The sequence below is a fragment of the Halomonas elongata DSM 2581 genome (genome assembly GCF_000196875.2).
Classification (GTDB): Bacteria; Pseudomonadota; Gammaproteobacteria; order Pseudomonadales; family Halomonadaceae; genus Halomonas; species Halomonas elongata.
This window is the reverse complement of record NC_014532.2, coordinates 3,752,829-3,768,336: the sequence shown is the minus strand read 5'-3', so window position 1 is coordinate 3,768,336 and position 15,508 is coordinate 3,752,829. Positions and strand designations below refer to the sequence as shown.

The 15,508-nt window shown below is 61.1% G+C and carries 25 protein-coding genes; 6 read left to right on the top strand and 19 right to left on the bottom strand.

The window, feature by feature from the left end; translation table 11 throughout:
* Both rhaM and rhmD read right to left on the bottom strand, forming a co-directional pair.
* On the bottom strand, nt 1-324 hold the full coding sequence (gene rhaM / locus HELO_RS17680) for an L-rhamnose mutarotase (RefSeq protein WP_013333965.1): 324 nt from the start codon (nt 322-324) through the stop codon (nt 1-3).
* A gap of 32 nt (nt 325-356) precedes the next feature.
* Nucleotides 357-1,541: an L-rhamnonate dehydratase gene (rhmD, locus tag HELO_RS17675; protein WP_013333964.1), complete on the bottom strand. Its 1,185-nt coding sequence runs from the start codon at nt 1,539-1,541 to the stop codon at nt 357-359.
* A 260-nt stretch (nt 1,542-1,801) separates the two neighbouring features.
* Between rhmD and HELO_RS17670 the strand changes: the two genes are divergently transcribed.
* Nucleotides 1,802-2,740, top strand: a complete 939-nt coding sequence (locus HELO_RS17670; protein ID WP_013333963.1) for a LysR family transcriptional regulator — start codon at nt 1,802-1,804, stop codon at nt 2,738-2,740.
* Nucleotides 2,741-2,840: 100 nt separating this feature from the next.
* Here the strand turns inward: HELO_RS17670 and HELO_RS17665 are convergent, their stop codons facing one another.
* Nucleotides 2,841-3,287: a universal stress protein gene (locus HELO_RS17665; protein ID WP_013333962.1), complete on the bottom strand. Its 447-nt coding sequence runs from the start codon at nt 3,285-3,287 to the stop codon at nt 2,841-2,843.
* A 364-nt stretch (nt 3,288-3,651) separates the two neighbouring features.
* Here HELO_RS17665 and HELO_RS17660 point away from each other — a divergent pair, with 364 nt between their 5' ends.
* On the top strand, nt 3,652-4,455 hold the full coding sequence (locus tag HELO_RS17660) for an NYN domain-containing protein (RefSeq protein WP_109637552.1): 804 nt from the start codon (nt 3,652-3,654) through the stop codon (nt 4,453-4,455).
* Here the strand turns inward: HELO_RS17660 and HELO_RS17655 are convergent.
* The 15 genes from HELO_RS17655 to HELO_RS17580 form a co-directional block, all read right to left on the bottom strand.
* Nucleotides 4,421-5,611, bottom strand: coding sequence for a site-specific integrase (locus tag HELO_RS17655; RefSeq protein WP_013333961.1), 1,191 nt, complete (start codon nt 5,609-5,611; stop codon nt 4,421-4,423). The genes HELO_RS17660 and HELO_RS17655 overlap by 35 nt on opposite strands.
* 150 nt (nt 5,612-5,761) lie before the next feature.
* Nucleotides 5,762-5,971, bottom strand: coding sequence for a hypothetical protein (locus HELO_RS17650; protein ID WP_041602263.1), 210 nt, complete (start codon nt 5,969-5,971; stop codon nt 5,762-5,764).
* Nucleotides 5,968-7,704 carry a DNA cytosine methyltransferase gene (locus HELO_RS17645; protein WP_109637550.1) on the bottom strand — a complete coding sequence of 579 codons (1,737 nt, stop codon included), beginning with the start codon at nt 7,702-7,704 and terminating at the stop codon, nt 5,968-5,970. Before HELO_RS17645 ends, HELO_RS17650 begins: the two co-directional genes overlap by 4 nt.
* The gene (locus HELO_RS17640; protein ID WP_049786256.1) at nt 7,701-8,087 is read right to left on the bottom strand and encodes a hypothetical protein; all 387 of its coding nucleotides are present in this window, start codon (nt 8,085-8,087) and stop codon (nt 7,701-7,703) included. The genes HELO_RS17645 and HELO_RS17640 overlap by 4 nt, the downstream gene beginning before the upstream one ends.
* The gene (locus HELO_RS19305) at nt 8,084-8,836 is read right to left on the bottom strand and encodes a hypothetical protein (RefSeq protein ID WP_013333959.1); all 753 of its coding nucleotides are present in this window, start codon (nt 8,834-8,836) and stop codon (nt 8,084-8,086) included. The genes HELO_RS17640 and HELO_RS19305 overlap by 4 nt, the downstream gene beginning before the upstream one ends.
* A 74-nt stretch (nt 8,837-8,910) precedes the next feature.
* A complete protein-coding gene (locus HELO_RS17630; RefSeq protein ID WP_013333958.1) occupies nt 8,911-9,717 on the bottom strand; it encodes a YfdQ family protein in 807 nt (268 codons plus the stop codon).
* 48 nt (nt 9,718-9,765) lie between these two features.
* Complete coding sequence (locus HELO_RS17625) at nt 9,766-10,119, bottom strand: hypothetical protein (RefSeq protein WP_013333957.1); 354 nt, start codon at nt 10,117-10,119, stop codon at nt 9,766-9,768.
* A 43-nt stretch (nt 10,120-10,162) separates the two neighbouring features.
* Complete coding sequence (locus HELO_RS17620; protein WP_013333956.1) at nt 10,163-10,558, bottom strand: pyocin activator PrtN family protein; 396 nt, start codon at nt 10,556-10,558, stop codon at nt 10,163-10,165.
* On the bottom strand, nt 10,545-10,838 hold the full coding sequence (locus HELO_RS17615; RefSeq protein WP_013333955.1) for a phage antirepressor KilAC domain-containing protein: 294 nt from the start codon (nt 10,836-10,838) through the stop codon (nt 10,545-10,547). The genes HELO_RS17620 and HELO_RS17615 overlap by 14 nt, the downstream gene beginning before the upstream one ends.
* Nucleotides 10,835-11,020, bottom strand: coding sequence for a hypothetical protein (locus HELO_RS17610; protein WP_013333954.1), 186 nt, complete (start codon nt 11,018-11,020; stop codon nt 10,835-10,837). Before HELO_RS17610 ends, HELO_RS17615 begins: the two co-directional genes overlap by 4 nt.
* A 3-nt stretch (nt 11,021-11,023) precedes the next feature.
* Nucleotides 11,024-11,365 (bottom strand): hypothetical protein, encoded by a 342-nt coding sequence (locus HELO_RS17605; RefSeq protein WP_013333953.1) that lies wholly within the window; start codon nt 11,363-11,365, stop codon nt 11,024-11,026.
* Nucleotides 11,362-11,619, bottom strand: a complete 258-nt coding sequence (locus tag HELO_RS17600) for a hypothetical protein (RefSeq protein WP_013333952.1) — start codon at nt 11,617-11,619, stop codon at nt 11,362-11,364. Before HELO_RS17600 ends, HELO_RS17605 begins: the two co-directional genes overlap by 4 nt.
* Entirely contained in the window at nt 11,616-11,801 is a 186-nt protein-coding gene (locus HELO_RS17595; protein WP_041602259.1) for a hypothetical protein, read from the bottom strand. The genes HELO_RS17600 and HELO_RS17595 overlap by 4 nt, the downstream gene beginning before the upstream one ends.
* Nucleotides 11,802-12,116: 315 nt before the next feature.
* The gene (locus HELO_RS17585) at nt 12,117-13,013 is read right to left on the bottom strand and encodes an SDH family Clp fold serine proteinase (RefSeq protein WP_041602257.1); all 897 of its coding nucleotides are present in this window, start codon (nt 13,011-13,013) and stop codon (nt 12,117-12,119) included.
* 16 nt (nt 13,014-13,029) lie between these two features.
* The gene (locus tag HELO_RS17580; protein ID WP_041602256.1) at nt 13,030-13,659 is read right to left on the bottom strand and encodes a LexA family protein; all 630 of its coding nucleotides are present in this window, start codon (nt 13,657-13,659) and stop codon (nt 13,030-13,032) included.
* A gap of 88 nt (nt 13,660-13,747) precedes the next feature.
* On the opposite strand from HELO_RS17580, the gene HELO_RS19245 reads away from it, so the two are divergent.
* The 3 genes from HELO_RS19245 (at nt 13,748) to HELO_RS17570 (ending at nt 14,881) form a co-directional block, all read left to right on the top strand.
* Complete coding sequence (locus tag HELO_RS19245; RefSeq protein WP_157953436.1) at nt 13,748-13,999, top strand: hypothetical protein; 252 nt, start codon at nt 13,748-13,750, stop codon at nt 13,997-13,999.
* 173 nt (nt 14,000-14,172) lie between these two features.
* Nucleotides 14,173-14,676 carry a phage regulatory CII family protein gene (locus tag HELO_RS17575; protein ID WP_013333951.1) on the top strand — a complete coding sequence of 168 codons (504 nt, stop codon included), beginning with the start codon at nt 14,173-14,175 and terminating at the stop codon, nt 14,674-14,676.
* Nucleotides 14,669-14,881: a TraR/DksA C4-type zinc finger protein gene (locus HELO_RS17570; RefSeq protein ID WP_049786255.1), complete on the top strand. Its 213-nt coding sequence runs from the start codon at nt 14,669-14,671 to the stop codon at nt 14,879-14,881. The genes HELO_RS17575 and HELO_RS17570 overlap by 8 nt, the downstream gene beginning before the upstream one ends.
* A gap of 2 nt (nt 14,882-14,883) precedes the next feature.
* Here the strand turns inward: HELO_RS17570 and HELO_RS17565 are convergent, their stop codons facing one another.
* On the bottom strand, nt 14,884-15,210 hold the full coding sequence (locus tag HELO_RS17565; RefSeq protein ID WP_013333950.1) for a hypothetical protein: 327 nt from the start codon (nt 15,208-15,210) through the stop codon (nt 14,884-14,886).
* Between the two features lie 37 nt (nt 15,211-15,247).
* Between HELO_RS17565 and HELO_RS17560 the strand changes: the two genes are divergently transcribed.
* The gene (locus HELO_RS17560) at nt 15,248-15,508 is read left to right on the top strand and encodes a hypothetical protein (RefSeq protein WP_041602254.1); all 261 of its coding nucleotides are present in this window, start codon (nt 15,248-15,250) and stop codon (nt 15,506-15,508) included.

Below are 15,508 nucleotides of genomic sequence, written 5' to 3'. Positions count from 1 at the left end.
TCATTCCTCGGGAAGCATCGTGAACACTTCATCCAGCGCCACGCTCTGCGGCGAGGCGTCCGGTTCGGTGTCCATGATATCGGCCATGGCGTGCCACCAGCGCTGCATCACCGGCAGTGACGGCAGGTCGTCGACCCGGTGATCGTCGGCCAGCGTCATGATGGCGAAGAGATGGCGTGATTCGGGATCGAGGAAGATGCGGTATTCCTCGATCCCCGCTTCGCGCAGTGCCGTGACCAACTCCGGCCAGATGGCCGCGTGACGCCGCCGATACTCGGCTTCCTGGCCGGGGTGCAGGGTCATGCGAAGGGCTCGGATCGGCATGTCGTTGGCGCTCCGGTCGATGTCTGTCGTGATCAGTGCTCGTAGGGACGTGCCAGCTGGCTCTCAGGATTCAGGCGTACGCCGAAGCCGGGGGCGTCGAGCCGGGAGGTGCGCATGCGGCCGTTTTCCGGCACCGGCTCGTCGAGCAGCAGCGGGTTGAACATCGGCACCACTTCATCGGCCTCGGGCGCCATCATCAGGAACTCGGCGAACGGGCTGTTGTGGCGCGTGACGACGAAGTGGTAGCTGTAGACCGAGGAGCCGTGCGGCACCACCAGCTTGTTGTGGGCATCGGCAAGCGCCGAGATCTTGATCAGCTCGGTAACGCCTCCGCACCAGCCGACGTCGGGCTGGATGACGTCGCAGCACGCCATCTCCATCAGCATGCGAAAGCCCCAGCGGGTCGCCTCGTGTTCGCCGGTGTTGACCAGCATGCCGGTCGGCACGTTGCGCTTGAGTTCGGCGTAGCCCCAGTAGTCGTCGGGTGGCAGGGCCTCTTCGATCCACTTGAGATCGAACTCGCGGGCCCCTTGGGCGAGACGCGTGGCGTAGTTGACGTCGAGGCTCATCCAGCAGTCGAACATCAGCCAGAAGTCGTTGCCGACGCGCTCGCGCATGTCGGAGAGCTGGGCGAGGTTCTTCTCGAGCCCGGCATCGCCTTCGGCCGGCCCGTGCTTGAGTGGCATCTTGCCGCCGATGAACCCCATCTGCTTGGCCAGGTCGGGTCGTGCTCCGGTCGCGTAGAAGGTCAGCTCGTCACGTACCGGGCCGCCGAGCATGGCGTGAACCGGCTCCTGGCGGATCTTGCCCAGCAGGTCCCAGAGCGCGAGGTCGACGCCGGAGATGGTGTTGAGCACCACGCCCTTGCGACCGTAGAAGAGGGTCGCATTGAACATCTGGTCCCAGATGCGCTCGATGTCGGTGACGCGCTGGCCCTCGACGAAGCGTGCCAGGTGCTTCTCGACGATGAAGGCGCCGATCTCGCCGGCGGTGGTCACCGCGAAGCCGGTGGTCCCGTCGCTGGCCTCGACCTCGACCACCAGGGTGCCGAGCACATTCAGCCCGAAGCTCTTGCGCGTCATGCGGTACTCGGGGTACTTGCTCATCGGCGTCGATATCTGGCCATCGATCCAGTGGCCGTCGCCCTGGTCGTGGTAGTCGGCGCCGCCGCCGCGGACGGTATAGGCACGGATGTGCTTGATGGTGGGCATCGGCATGATGCTGTCCCTTCAATGGATGACGAATGAAAAAGGTGTGGGGAAATAGATACGCGCGATAGCGGCGGCTGGCTAATGCAGAGCTCGTCCCGTGTGATACTTTTTCATTATCAGTTTTCGTGGAGACGAGGCTTCATGGGCTCTTCGGGGAGTCCTTGAAACTGGAGGGATGGAGCTTGATTAGACCAATGTCGAATGGGGCGTAACGAAATAGCTTCCCGTTATCGTGGGCTCGGGTGTCAGGAATAAAGAGAGGTGTCATGTCGGAGTCGATGCGTCACGCGGCGCTGCTCAACCGGCTGCGTTACAAGCACTTGCTGTTGATCGCGTTACTCGATGAGCATCGCAACCTGCACCAGGTGGCGAGGGCTCTGAACATGTCGCAGCCGGCGGCGACGCGCATGCTGCGTGAAATCGAGGCGACCTTCGAATGCCGGCTCTTCGAGCGCACCACGCGCGGTGTACAGCCGACGCGCCTGGGAGAGGTGCTGATCGAGTTCGCCCATGGCGCGCTGAACCGCCTGGACCGCTGCGCCGAGTCCCTGCATCGGCATCAACTGGGCGATCAAGGCCAACTGGTACTGGGGGCGATCATGGGAGCGGCGCCCGATCTGGTGGCGGAGGCAGTGATCGAAATGAAGCGTCAGCGTCCGCTGCTGCAGGTACGATTGCTGGGCGAGACCAGCGATCAGCTCGTGGAGCTGCTGGCCCAGAACAAGATCGATATCGCCATCGCTCGCTACGTGACCGCGCTCCAGCATAACCAGTTCGACTTCGAGTCACTGGGCAACGAGACGATGCTGGCCGTGGTGCGTCGCGACCATCCCCTGGCCGATGAGGCATCGTTGTCGCTGGCGACGCTGCTGGAAGCCTGGCCCTGGATCCTGCAGCCGCTGGAGAGTCCGGCGCGACAGGTTCTGGAGAAGGAGTTCGAGCTGGCGGGCCTGATGTCGCCGCGCGATATCATCGAATGCGGGTCGATCTTTGCGGCCTTGCAGTTGGTCAAGCGCAGCGATGGCGTGCTGGTGATGCCCGAATCGGTGTTGCGCGACTATCTCGAAATCGGGCTGATCAAGGCGCTGCCGATCTCGGTCGGCAAGACACTCTCCCCGTTCGGTATCCTGACGCGCAAGAACGAGGCACTCAGCGAGCCCGTCCGCCACTTGTGCGCCATCCTGCGCGATATCGCCGGGGAGTGAGCCGCGTCTACGCGGCGCTTGTCGAGTGCGCGGGGCAGGGGAAGCGCGGCGGCAGCCGCCGGAAAAGCGTTCGTGCTTTTCCGGCTCCGTGGCTGATGATTCAGTAGACGGTGATCACCCGGCAATCCGCGGCGTGGCTGACGCGGTGGGCAATGCTGCCGACGATCAACCCCTTGAGCTCGCTCAGGCCTCGGCTACCCATGACGATGGCGTCGACATTCTGTTCCTTGGCCGTGGCCAGGATCAGCTGTCGAGGGTCACCTTGGGCGAGCTTGGTCGTGATGGCATCCGGATCCAGCCCATAGGAACGGGCCTCTTCGACGGCCTTGTCGAGCAACGACTGTCCGACCTTTTCCCGCTCTTCCATGGTAGAGCCCATGGGGACGGCGCCAATGCCCCAGACCAGTAGCGGCTCGTGCTCCAGCGGTTCGGGAACGTGCAGGAGAATGACGCGCGCCCCCGTTTGCGGGGTTAGCTGGCAGGCAACACGCAATGCCATCTGGGAGTGTTCTGATCCATCCAGGGGCACCAGGATTGACTGAAACATGGCGAACTCCTTCGTTCGGTGATCATGTCCACTTCAGTTTAGGAGGGAGTCGCGCGTCTCGTCAGGGGAATTACTAAAACAAAAACAGCCACCCGTAGGTGGCTGTTTTTGCGGGGTGTCTGGTGGAGGCGGCGGGAATCGAACCCGCAGTATATGCAAAAAAATCAATGGGTTATATTGATGTGTGACCAAATATTGACTATGGCGTTCCCTCTGTTGCGAGAATGGCGAAGCCAGTGGTTGACAAAATGTTTGAGCAAAGCTAGTGTTTGTCTATACCGGCTCAGCACAGCTCACAGGAGATTTTAAGTCCTGATCAGCTGTCCTGGGCCTTTTTGTTATCTATTCATTCTTTGGTGGGTCAATGAAGCGCACGGCTGTTCTGATTGATGGGGGATTTTTCATTCAGCGGGTTGAACACTTTGTTAGAAAGTTTTTTGGGGATGCCCTCATTCTGAATTCAGAGCATCTGAGCAAGCTAGTTCATTCAGCCACTATAAAACACATTTCTGAATCAACCCAAAAAACGCCTCAACGCGAGCTCTACAGAACATACTTTTACGATTGTCCACCCTTCTTGGAACAGAAAAGGTATCCTTTGCCAGAGCCTGGGAACAAGACTCCAGGAACAAAAAATTTCAAGAAGCACCCGCCTTATGTGCTTCGTCAAGAATTTCATGAAAAGCTGCGGTCGATGCGGAAAGTAGCTCTGCGAATGGGAGAGCTCTCAGACGGGGCTGGGTGGCAGTTGAATGCTGATGTTCTGCAGGATCTTCTGAAAGGTCGCCGAAGATGGGAGGATCTTGGGAATGAAGATTTTCATTACCAATTCTCTCAAAAAGCTGTTGACCTTAAACTCGGGATGGACATAACCACCATAGCACTAGGTGGCCATGCTGATGTTATTGTCTTGGTGGCTGGGGACTCCGACTTTGTTCCTGCGGCAAAGCTTGCCAGAACTCATGGTATAGACTTTGTTCTTGATCCTATGTGGCAAAATTGCACTGCCGGGTTAAAAGAGCACGTAGACAATGTAAGATCCTTTGACGTTGTCGCTGAGATTAGTAAAATTTCTGGGGTTGAGCCTACGAAACGCCCATCTTGGTGGAAGCACGAGGCACCAAATAAGCCTCCTAGGAAAAGTAAGCACTCACGACGTAAGGCATAGCCATACGGTTTTCCCCATACAGTTCGTCTGCTTTGGCTCCAGCGGCGCCATGCGCATTAGGGATCCACTGCGCGTAGATCCGCGCGGTGGTGACGACGCTGGTGTGGCCCATTTGTCGCGATACCCAGGCGAGTGGCTCGCCGGCGCTTACCATCATCGATGCGTAGGTGTGCCGGGTCTGGTATGGGCGGCGGTACCGCACGCCGGCACGCTTGAGGGCGTGGGCCCACAAGGTCTTGCGTATGGCCTGGTCGCCGGTCCATGGGTCGCCGGTGCGCGGATTGAGGAATACGCGGCTGCTTGGGTGCAAGTAACTCTGCGCTTTCTGGGCCTTGAGGGCCTCGATCGCTCGAGGTAGCAGGTCGATGGTGCGTGCGCCGGCGGTGGTCTTCGGGCCTTCGGCCTGGCCCTTGGAGGCCTGGGTAATGGCACGGCTGACCTTGAGTCGCTTGCGACGCCAGTCAATGTCGCCCCACTCCAGGGCGACCAGCTCCGAGGTGCGCAGTCCGGTCCAGAATGCGAACTGCAGCAGCGGCTGGCCGGCGTCCGGGCAGGCGGCAAGGATCGCGGCTTGCTCGTCGGCGGTGAAGGGGTCGAGTTCGTCGCGTTCCCGTGGGTCCTCCTGCTTTCGGTAGTGCCAGCCGGCCAGTGGGTTGGCGTGGATCAGCTCGTCGTGCATGGCGTCGTCGAGGGCGGCACGCAGCGGGCTGACCAGGTTGGCGATGCGCTTGTTCGAGCAGGCGAGCGTCGCCGCCCAGTCGCGGACGTGGCCACGCTTCAACTCGGCCAGTAGCAGGTGGCCGAACTCGGGGATCAGTTGGCCCTCGATCGTCTTGCGGTAGTCGCGGTAGGTGCTGGCCTTGAGCGTCGGTTTCTTGGCGTCGAGCCAGCTGCGCAGGTAGTGGTCCAGTCGATCCCCGCGCAGGAACTTGCGGGCGTTCTTGCTGCGCGGGAATGTCACCTGGTAGTCGAAGTGGCCGGCCTCGATCGCGTCGATGACGGCGGCGCGGTGGCGCGCCGCTTTCTTCAGGTTAGCGGGGGTGGGCTGGAGCTTGAGGCGTTCGCGGCAGCGGACTCCCTGGTAGTAGAAGTCGATCTCGATAGTGCTGGCCGAAGCGATCCGGACCCCTTCGTGGTTGCTCCGCTGGTTACCCACCGTGCGTATCCCTCCAGTGATATGAGCACCCGGCCGTCCGGGGCCTTGATGAATTCATGGCCTTCGCGCCATTTTCCGTCGCGGATCTTCGAGCGCACTGCCCCAGCCGTGTAGCCAGTCAACTCGGCGAATCGCTCGATTGTGACGTGGTCAACGGGGAGCATTGCGATCCTCCTGTGGTACCACCTTGGATGTCGTTTGGCTTGGCACCTCGCGCTGGTTAATGCCAGCTTCGGGATCGTAGGAATGCGCGTCCTCGCCCCGATGGTTCAGGTCCTTCGCACCCTTGGCGATGAGGATTGCTACGAAAACAAGTGTGGAGATCACGCCCGAGGCGAATCCGAGTGCGTACAGAATCATGATGCCTCCCGTGTCTCGTCGTTGGCCGCCCGGCGGCTGACTGCGGGGTGATCCACCCGATTCGCCCGGGCGATGGCGGCCATGGGCAATGGGCTGACGCTGTTGCCGCACATGCGGGTCTGAGCTGTGAGGGTGAAGCGGCGACCATCGTGGCCACGGTCGATGATGTAGCTGTCGGGGAAGCCCTGGGCACGGTAGAGCTCGCGCGGCTTGAGCATGCGCAGGGCGATGTCGACGATCACATAGGGTGTGCCTTGGATCGTGACGGTCACCAGGGCCAGGCGGTCCCGCGTGGTAATGGTGTCGAGCGGTTCGCGCAGGTCGCGCGGCTGACCCTTGCCGTAGTAGTTGATCAGGAACGCGGCGACGCGCAGCGCTCCGGCCTCGTCATCGGGTGAGAGACGGCACTCGACCAAGGCGTGGTGGCCGCCCTGGGCGGCGATGGTGGTCAGCGGCCCGCGGATGTCGGCGCCGTGGGAGTTGCGGCGCAGAGTGGCGAGGTGGGCGGTGACCAGCTGCTGCTGGGTGCCACGTCCGGTGATAGTGCTGAGCGGGTCGCGTAGGTCGCGGCCGGCGCCGTCGTAGAAGCCGCCGTTCATCTGGGCCATGAAGGCGGTGACGAGGGCGTGTTTGCCGCCGCCGGCGACCACTGTGCCGAGGGGCTGGCGAATGTCCAGTGCTCGGGGTGACTGGCCGGGCCGTTCGCCATAGCCGGTTTGCACCAGGGTCGCGCTGGCCAGGGCAAATGCGCCGCCCTTGGGTGAGGCGGTGACGGTACGCAGAGGTTCGTCGATCGGATGGACGGCGTCGGCGGTACCGCCGTAGTTGGCGATCGGCACGATGAGAGGGTCGCCGCTGTCGATCACAAACTTCTGGATGCCCTTGGCGATACGCCGCAGGGTGTTGTCTGCTAGCGGGCGGGGCCGGTCGAAGATCGAGCGAGTAGGGATCGACCAGTCAATGCACTCGGCAGCCGCCCGCCAACGCTTCTGCCCGCGCTTGGGGTGCTTGTGATGGGTAGGCTCGGGCCAGACGATCGGGCGGCCGTCGCAACGAGCGATCAGAAACAGGCGCTCGCGGGTGGTGGGCGCGCCGTAGTCGCATGCACGCAAGGTGCGCCACTGCACGGCATAGCCGAGGCGGCGCAGGCCAGCCACGAAATGCTGCCAGTTGTGGCCGCGCCGCCGGCGATCCGGTACCAGGAACTGTTCCTCGAGCGGGACTCGCTCTCCTGGAGCGGCGACAGTCCTATCGATCTTCACGACACGGCCAGTCTGTTTGCAGCGCTTGGCGACCAACGGGGACCACTGGAGGATCTGTTCGACATTCTCCAAGGTAATGACCCGTGGCCGAATCTTGCCGGCCCACTTGTGCACCACCCAGCTGAGTGAGCGAATCGCTTGCTTGCGGGGCTGGCCACCGCTCGCCTGGGTGAAATGTGTGCAGTCGGGGCTGGCGTGGAAATGGCCGACCGGTCGGCCCTGGCATGCTGCGAGCGGGTCGACCTCGTAGACGTCGCTCAAGTAGTGGTCTGCACCCGGGTGGTTGGCCTGGTGCATGCTGATTGCGTCGGCATCATGGTTGATGGCCACGTGTACCGGTCGATTGAGGCCCATCTCTAGGCCGGTGGAGGCACCACCGCCGCCGGCGAACAGGTCGACGTTGATCTCGCCCTCGAATTCGAGGGCGAACTGGGTGCGCCAGGCGAGATCGGAGGGAGGGTTGGTGGTCATTGGCAGCCCTCCGCGATCTCGACCACTTTGCGGTGGATCGCCTTGATGGTGGACCAGCTGACCGGTATGTGGCACCGGTGCTGGCCAGGGCCATGGCAGGATTCGCATCCCTCTCCCTCGCAGGGCAGGCACTCCAGCGTGATGGTCTCGTGGAAGTCGCCAATCATCCCTGCTTTATGCCCGGTCTCAGCGGTGATTTCGCGAGGCACCAAAGCCGTGCCCTCAGCCATTGAGTCCAAAGCCGTGAATGATTCCACGGTGCAGGGCAGCGGTCGGGCGCGTAGCTCAGCCAGCTCCACGGCTGCAGGGCTAGTCGGCACCAAGCCCACCAGGTCGTCGAGAGTGAGTTGATGAGTGTTACGCAAGGTTATCTGGACACTCATGCCTCACCTCCCTGACCCTCGTCATTCGGGATGCGGCCGGCAGTGAACGCGTTGGTCGCTGGGCATTCAGGGCTATGGAACTGGCCCGGTACTGAGCCACATGCACTGCAGGATTCATCTACCGGCAGTTCGGCGGCGCGGTCGAGGCGTTCGATCTCGGCGAGGATCAGGGCGCCGGCTTTGACCAGGTTGCGGCGAGGGCCATCGGAGGGTTTCCACCAATGCGCCTCCCATGGCCAGCTTTGCCGCGCGCCATCAACGTCCACGCCGATCAGTTGTCGGCACGCAGCAAAGGCGTAGCAGCCGGCTGCTGCGGATAGCTCGCCGCCATCGTGGGTATCGTCATGCTCCCGTGACCAGCTCTCGGTCGAGAGCTGCCGCATGCGCTCGCGATAGACGTCGGCATAGGAGCGAGCGTGAGGCCTCATTTCCTGTGCAAAGCTCGAGTCGGCGCAGAGCAGCAGTTGGGCGAATACCGTCTTGGCGCGCACGGCCACGCTGTAGATGTCGCCGTCGTCGTTTTCGCTCCGGTCAATCTCGGTGAATCCACTGGGGTGTTCGAAGGTGAGCCGGTCGATGTAGGCGGTGGGATCGTTCGCATAAGCGTCGATGGCCTCGGGAACGTCGTAGACCGGATCGATAGGGGGTTCGGTCAGCTTGATGCTGACTTCGAAGCCGAAGGGTTCGAGGATGTCGCGCAGTGGCTGTTCCTCGAACAGCGGGTGGTCGAGTAGCTGGTGATTGTGCATGTGGTGTGCTCCCGTGCGTGGTGGTCAGCCCCGCCGCCGTGGTGGGCAGCGGCGGGGTGTTGGTGGGTTCGGGCTTAGCCCTTGCGGAAGTTGCCGAGCAACACGCGGGTCGCGCCCAGGTCGATCTGTTGCTCGAGCACCTGCTTGAACTCCTTGGCGATCTCTTCCTGGATGCCCTCGAGGCCGGTGATGCGCAGCTTGAGGCGCGGCTTGCTGTCGTCGGTGAGGATCGACATGCGCAGGTCGAAGGTGCGCAAGCTCAAGCCTTCATAGGGCATGCAGGCGAAGCGGATGAACGCCGGGGTGTCTTCGCCGGTGCGGGCGTCTAGGGCGTCGAGGCCGGAGCTTTGCGTGTTCCAATCGCCTTCTTCGTGGGTGCGCTCGCTGCTGGCCTCCACCTCGATGCGACGGACCATGGTGGCCAACTGCTTGGGTGTCAGATCCTTGCCCGAGGTGCTCTCGCCGGTGATGTGGGCGTGCCAGTCCTCGATCCAGTGAGCGAGTTCTTTCTGTCCAAAGGCGCGGTCGTGTGCCTGCAGGCAGGCGGTATACGGCGCGGTCCGTTGGAGTTTCAGTCGGGCGCGGTGCTTGCCGTGGCCGGGGCTGTCGGCATCGCCCAGGTCGAAAAACGCCTCGGCGTCCATATCGTCGGTGTCGACGAACACCTGGGCGCCGACTTCGTGATTGACGTAGGCGGCGTAGTCCTCGATCGAACTTGTCGAATAGGTGCCTCGGAAGTGGGTGGGATGGTCCTGGAATGCCTCGAGGGATTCCAGCGAGTAGCCGTTCGGCACGAGCATGGTCGGCACGTCGGTGCCCGGGTTGCCGATCTGGCTGGCGTGGGCGAGGGCGACGATTCTTTCGAGTGCTTGAGCTTCCATGTGTCAGTTCCTATGTGGTGTGCGTTGGTTGGTGGTGGAATAGGGCGCTTACGCGCCCTGGGTGGTGCCCTGCGGCTGGGCGAAATCGAACTTGCCCTGTTCCTCGGGAAACAGGCTCAGCGTGCCGCCGCGACCGACATAGAGCGGGGTGGAGGTGGTGTTCTCCTCGCTCTTCTTGCCCTTGGCCGTGGGTTGGGTGTAGGTCAGCTTGTGGTCGCAGTTGACCTGGCGGCTGTCGGCGATCTGTTTCAGCGAGAGCTTGATCGTCACGTCGCCGGCCTTGCCGTGCTGGACGACGCCGGCGGCGACGTCAGTCAGGGCGCGGCCCAGCTTCTCGCGGAATACGCCGGCATCGAGGTCGTCGAGCAGGGCGTTGATGTCGGTGGTGGGTTGGTCTGCCATGGTGTGCGTCCTCTTCGTGGTGGTGGTTGGCCCTTTGGGCCGGTCATTCCCCGGCGGTTGCCGGACGGGAATCGGTGAGTGGTACCGCGTCGATCAGGCGGTCGCGCAGGCGACGGTCGCTGTCCGAGGTGGTGATCATGACCTCGCGCCGGGCGGCTGCCTGGCGGGCTTGGTGCTCGATGTAGGCGGCCAGCTGGTAGAGGCAGATAAAGCCCTGCCCCTTGTAACTGCTGTCCAGCTTCACTACAGGGAGAGGGATCTCCCCCTCGCGCAGGGCGCGGCGGAAACGTTCAGCCTTGCGATTGCGGAAATAGCGCTGCCGCACGGCCTCGATGGGAATCAGCACGTCGCCGAACTCGCGGTAGAGCAGGGCGGCGGTACTGACCGGCTCGGCGTCATCGAGCCAGGCCGGCATGCTCGTCGACTCAGGCCTGCGCATCGTTGGCGGCCTCCCGGTGGGTGACGACATCGCGGCCCAGGCGGTTGGCGATATAGAGCAGCCCGCGCTCAGTCACGAACGTCTTGCCGTAGGGCCGGGGCTGGCCCAGGCCGACATGTTCGTAGGTGCGCAGCTCGACGATCAGGCGACCGGCGCTGGTGTGCTGCCGGGTGCCGAGGTTGTGGCTGTCGAGCATGCCCATCTCGCGCAGCTCGCGGCACAGGGTGGTGCGGCCGGTGCCGAGCAGGGCGGCGGCTTGTTTGAGGGTGTAGCGGGTCATTCGATGTCCTCCCATGTCGGGGTCACGGTCTCGATGACATCCAGGCGTTGGAGCCAGGCATCGTTGTAGCCCATCACCTGCATCCCATCCCCATCGCGGACGATGGCCTGGGGCTGGTCGGTCTGTGCGGCGAGAAACTCCGCCTCAGCGATGGCAGCGGCTGGATCTGTAAATCGGGTCATAGGTCACCTGGCCAGCAGCTCCTGCAGGTGGACGACGATGAGCCCGAGCCTCTTCAGGGCGTCACCATCGGCCTGGCGCGCCCGAGGCGGCAGATAGACGAACTCGCGATAGATGGTGTGGTAGGTGCCATCCTCGCGTCGGGCGTCGGAGAACACCGCCACGTTGAATTCGTGGGTGTTGCCGTAGTACATGGCGACCACGTGATGGTCGGTCTGCAGGCTGACATCGAGCGCGAGGTCCTGGATGCGAGCAATGGCCACCCGGTGGGCGATTGTCAGGCCTGAATCCTGCAGGCTGCTGGTGACGCCGGACGTTATCGGTGTGCCGAGGGACGTCATGCTCATGCCGCACCTCCCATGACTCGGTCGTCGAGCCGGTCGGCGAGCAGCGGATAGAGGTCGCGGGCGCTCCAGCGGTGGAAGCGGCAGACGAGGAAATCGCCTTCGGTGATGCTGGCCTGGGCCACATCCTTGCCGGTACCGGCCGGATCGGCGCGCTCGACGTGGACCGTGATCGGGGCGAGGAAACCGGCGAACTGTTGCTTGCCGCCGACCTTGAGCAGGCGACGCAGGGCGCGTTCCTGGGATGTGGTCATCATGCGGCACCTCCCTGCTTCTGCTGGGCGTGTGCCGCGCGTGGGATCAGTTGGACTTTCCAGCCGGTGTCGTCGATGACGGCTTTACGGCCGGTGACGTGCTCGATGGCACGCAGGGAGATGGGTCCGAAGACCGCGGCCGGGTGCAAGTACACCCGGCAAGGGGTGGTGGTCGTGGTGTGCATTGCCATACTCCGTGGTGGGCGGGTATGGCAAAAGGTTCGTACCTAAATGGTATTTTGTCAATACCTTTTGGGTATTATTTGGAGGTAAAAAAATGCGGCCCTAATAGCCGCACTTTTGTGACCTGAGCTCTCAGGTGCGTGTCATGGGGGTCAAGGCCGTGGGAGTGCTAGCTTCGTAACGGTCTTTTGTGACGAGTCCTTGTTGCTCCATTCGAGCGAACCGTTCCCCCAATTGGCTGATTCTGCGTGCATTCTGCTCGCCCCTAGAGTCCATCTCTTGGTTCATCCGTTCATAGACCCTTTCATCGAGAGTCTTCATGACGAGGCTCCTGCAGTGGTGGAGTGTACGATAAATGCTTGATTTGTATTGTTTATGTATTCAACAAGCAAGCCCGCGTAGCTCTTGAGGTGCTCGCGCAGGTTAGTATGGTCCGTGTAGTCTTCGATCTCAAGATGGAGCTTGTCACGTAATGTGTCAATACTGATCATTCGTCCATGTGAATGCCATATATTATTATTGCTTAGATCCTGAGCTATCTGGCTCGCTCGCTCGATCTTTTCATCATGGGTGACGGGCTTACCTTGGTTGTGGGTGCGATGATGTGTCCAGTCCTTGAATTTGTATTGTACAAGCCATTCTTTTAAAAGGGTAATAGAGAGGTCTCGAGCCTGCTCGTACCTTCGCAGTGTGGCAAGGTCAAGCCTGTTGATCATCATGGCCTCGGCGTCACTGATTGTTCCTTGTGGCTTATCAATGATCTCATTGACTTTATCGATATACCCTAGAGCTGGGACGAATTGTCCCTCTGGGTTTTGAACCTGTGGGTCGATAGGGCCCAATGATGATGTGTAATCCATAAAAATCTTGTCCCCAGACATACACCATATAGTACCAGCAGACATAGCCTGCATGGGGACAATGAAAAAGACTTCGTCAAAGTGGCGCCTAGTTACCTGCACCATCTTTTCAATCACTTCAACTACGCCGCCGCCAGTAGTTAACATGATTGCTAGGCGACGTGGATTAGGGTGACCTTCCTGCTGATCGATCCTATGTCTTACCTGCTCTATTTTGCTTATGAAGGTGTCTATGATTTGTGGATGAATTGGGCCGACATAGGCAATAACAGCACAATTTAGTTCCGGTGATTCCTCTATTCTTTGGGCGGTGTCGTCAAGGACTTCTTTGATGTGGGTATCGATTCCCCTCATTTTTATCCCCTTGTTTTTATAGATCTTCGACCCTCCATCGGGCCTTCCCTACGATTGTCCACTCTCCATTTATCCTAGTGTAGCGAGGCTCGAAACTTTCATTTGTTGCGCAAAGGTACATGTGTTCACCTTCGCAACGAAGTTGCTTGAACGTCCCGCTGTTTTCTTCTTGTTTCATGGCATAGACGAAATCGCCGCTTTTCCACTCCAGATCCGGGTCAATTACGATCTTATCGCCCTCTCTGAATCGAGGTTCCATGCTGATACCCTCGATTCTGAGGGCAAATGCATTTGGCCCGGTCGGGCCTGGTGCTAGCACATACTCAGCGATTTCTGCTTCTTGAATATTCTCCATGACCCTCCCGGCTGATGCCTGCCCAAGAACGGGAAGGCGTCTCGTTGTTGTAGTTACAACGGAGGCGTTCTCGTCGTGCAGGGGGTGATCGAGGAAGCCGTTGGGCAAGTTCAGGCATAGCTCAATATGCCGGGCTAGGCTGTTGCCTATCCCTTTGTGAGCTGAAGCGCCTGCTATGGCGCTGACCTGGCCTTGGCTGCGGTCGATGAGGTCAGCGAAGGCCTTCAAGGTAAGATTGCGCTCCTTGATGATGGCTTGCACGCGCTGGCGGCGGGTCGTCGTAATGTCCATGCGCAAAGCATCCTTGACATTACCCGTATGGTAAACGAGTATCTAGGTATTGGTTTGTTAATACCATGTTGGTATTTGAGAGGCCGCAATGAAACTTGCCGAATACCTGCGCGAGTTGGATCAGCCCTTGGCTGATGGCTCCCTCCCGCTTGAGCAGTTTGCTGAACGGGCAGGGACCACTGTTGGTTACTTGCGGGTGCATGTGTTGTGCGCTCGTAAGCCGGCGTCACTTCGATATATGCGCCGTCTGGCTGCAGCTAGTGAAGGGCGCGTCTCTCTTCTGGACGTGCTTCGCCATTACGGCGTACCGCCAGAAGAGCTTAAAGAACAGGCCGCCTAAACGGCGGCCTGCGGGTGCCGGGGATCTGCCCACCACAGACGTCTCCCCGGCGGGTGCAGAGAGGTTATGCCCACCACAGGCCCTCTCTGCGTGTGCGCACACCACATGTGGCACGCTTGGCATGATAACGCATTGGCAAGCGTGGCGCATGGCAACGATACGGGAGTAACGCCATGTCGAAACGCTGGCCCTCGTCGGTAGATCGCGCCCAGCGCGAGGTTCTACCGCTCAACCTGTCTCTCTACCATGCCGCGCGGGAGTATCCCGGCGGTGCCAAGGCCATTGCCGCGCTGTTTGGCCTTAATCCCACCACCCTGCAGCATCGCTTGAGCCCCACCCATGAGCCGCACCGGATCGACCTGGATTCGTTCGAGGCTGTGCTCGGAGCTACCCAGGATGATCGAATCCTCGACTCCGTCGGCGAAGTGGCTGGGGGCGCGATCTGGATCCGCCCCGATGATTGCCATGGCGAGTCGTCTTTCGACCTGATCCAGTTGATTGGCGTGCTGCACGACCAGCTGGGCGAGATGCTCGGCAGCGTGTGCGAGACGACACGAGACGGGATCGTCGACGACCGTGAGCGCGCCGAGCTGCGCAAGAGGGCTCGCCAGCTGATGCAGGCGGTGCTGGCCCTGGAAGCGGCGGCGGTCAACGTGGGGGATGAAGACGATGGATAAAGCCGATATTGCCCAGGATTACATCGATTGGCGGATGGATCAGGCGCTGGCCGCCCGCCAGGCGGCAGCCGCTCAGGTTGCCACGCAGCAGGGCCCGACCGAATGCGAGGACTGCGGCGAGGAAATCCCCGCCGCCCGTCGTGAACGGCTGCCGGGCGTGGCGACGTGCGTTGCCTGCCAGACCATCAGGGAGGGGCGTCGATGAATTCAGTCTTCTTCAATTTCCAGCGACATCAGGATGCCCAGTCGCTCGAAGTACGCCTGTGCCTCTGCATTGCCCAGCTCCGGGTTGTTGCCGTCGCCGTAGAGGTAGATGGCGTCCAGGTTGTCGCGGCCGCGATGGTCGAGCTGGCTGGCAACCTCGGGCGTCAGGTTCTTGACGCTGACGCTGATCGGGTGGTCCTCGTAGCTGACGAACTGTCCGGTCATGAAGCCAAGCGGCTTGTAGTTGCGGTTGGTGATGACGTAACGGCCATCTCCTTGGCGCTGCATGCAGTAGGGGAAGTGAGTTTGACGCAGAGTATCGGCCAGCATGCCGGTCTCCTTTCGATGAGCGATGGAGGTAATAGCGATGAGCGTTCTGATTGTGTATGGCGAACAAGGATCGGGCAAATCCAGGCTGGTGGAGCCGCTGACCCGTCTTTATCGCTTGAGCTATGTCGTCGGCGAGTGGGACGGTCGATCGCCATCGGTCGCGGATCTGGACAGCATTCCAGGTGGGTGCCTGGTGTTGACCAATGCCGAAACCACTGTCGTGGAAGATGGCGAGGCGACGTGGCTGCACGTCGATGCGGCGAAGGACATGGTGGCGAAGGTCCGGCCGGCTGCGTAG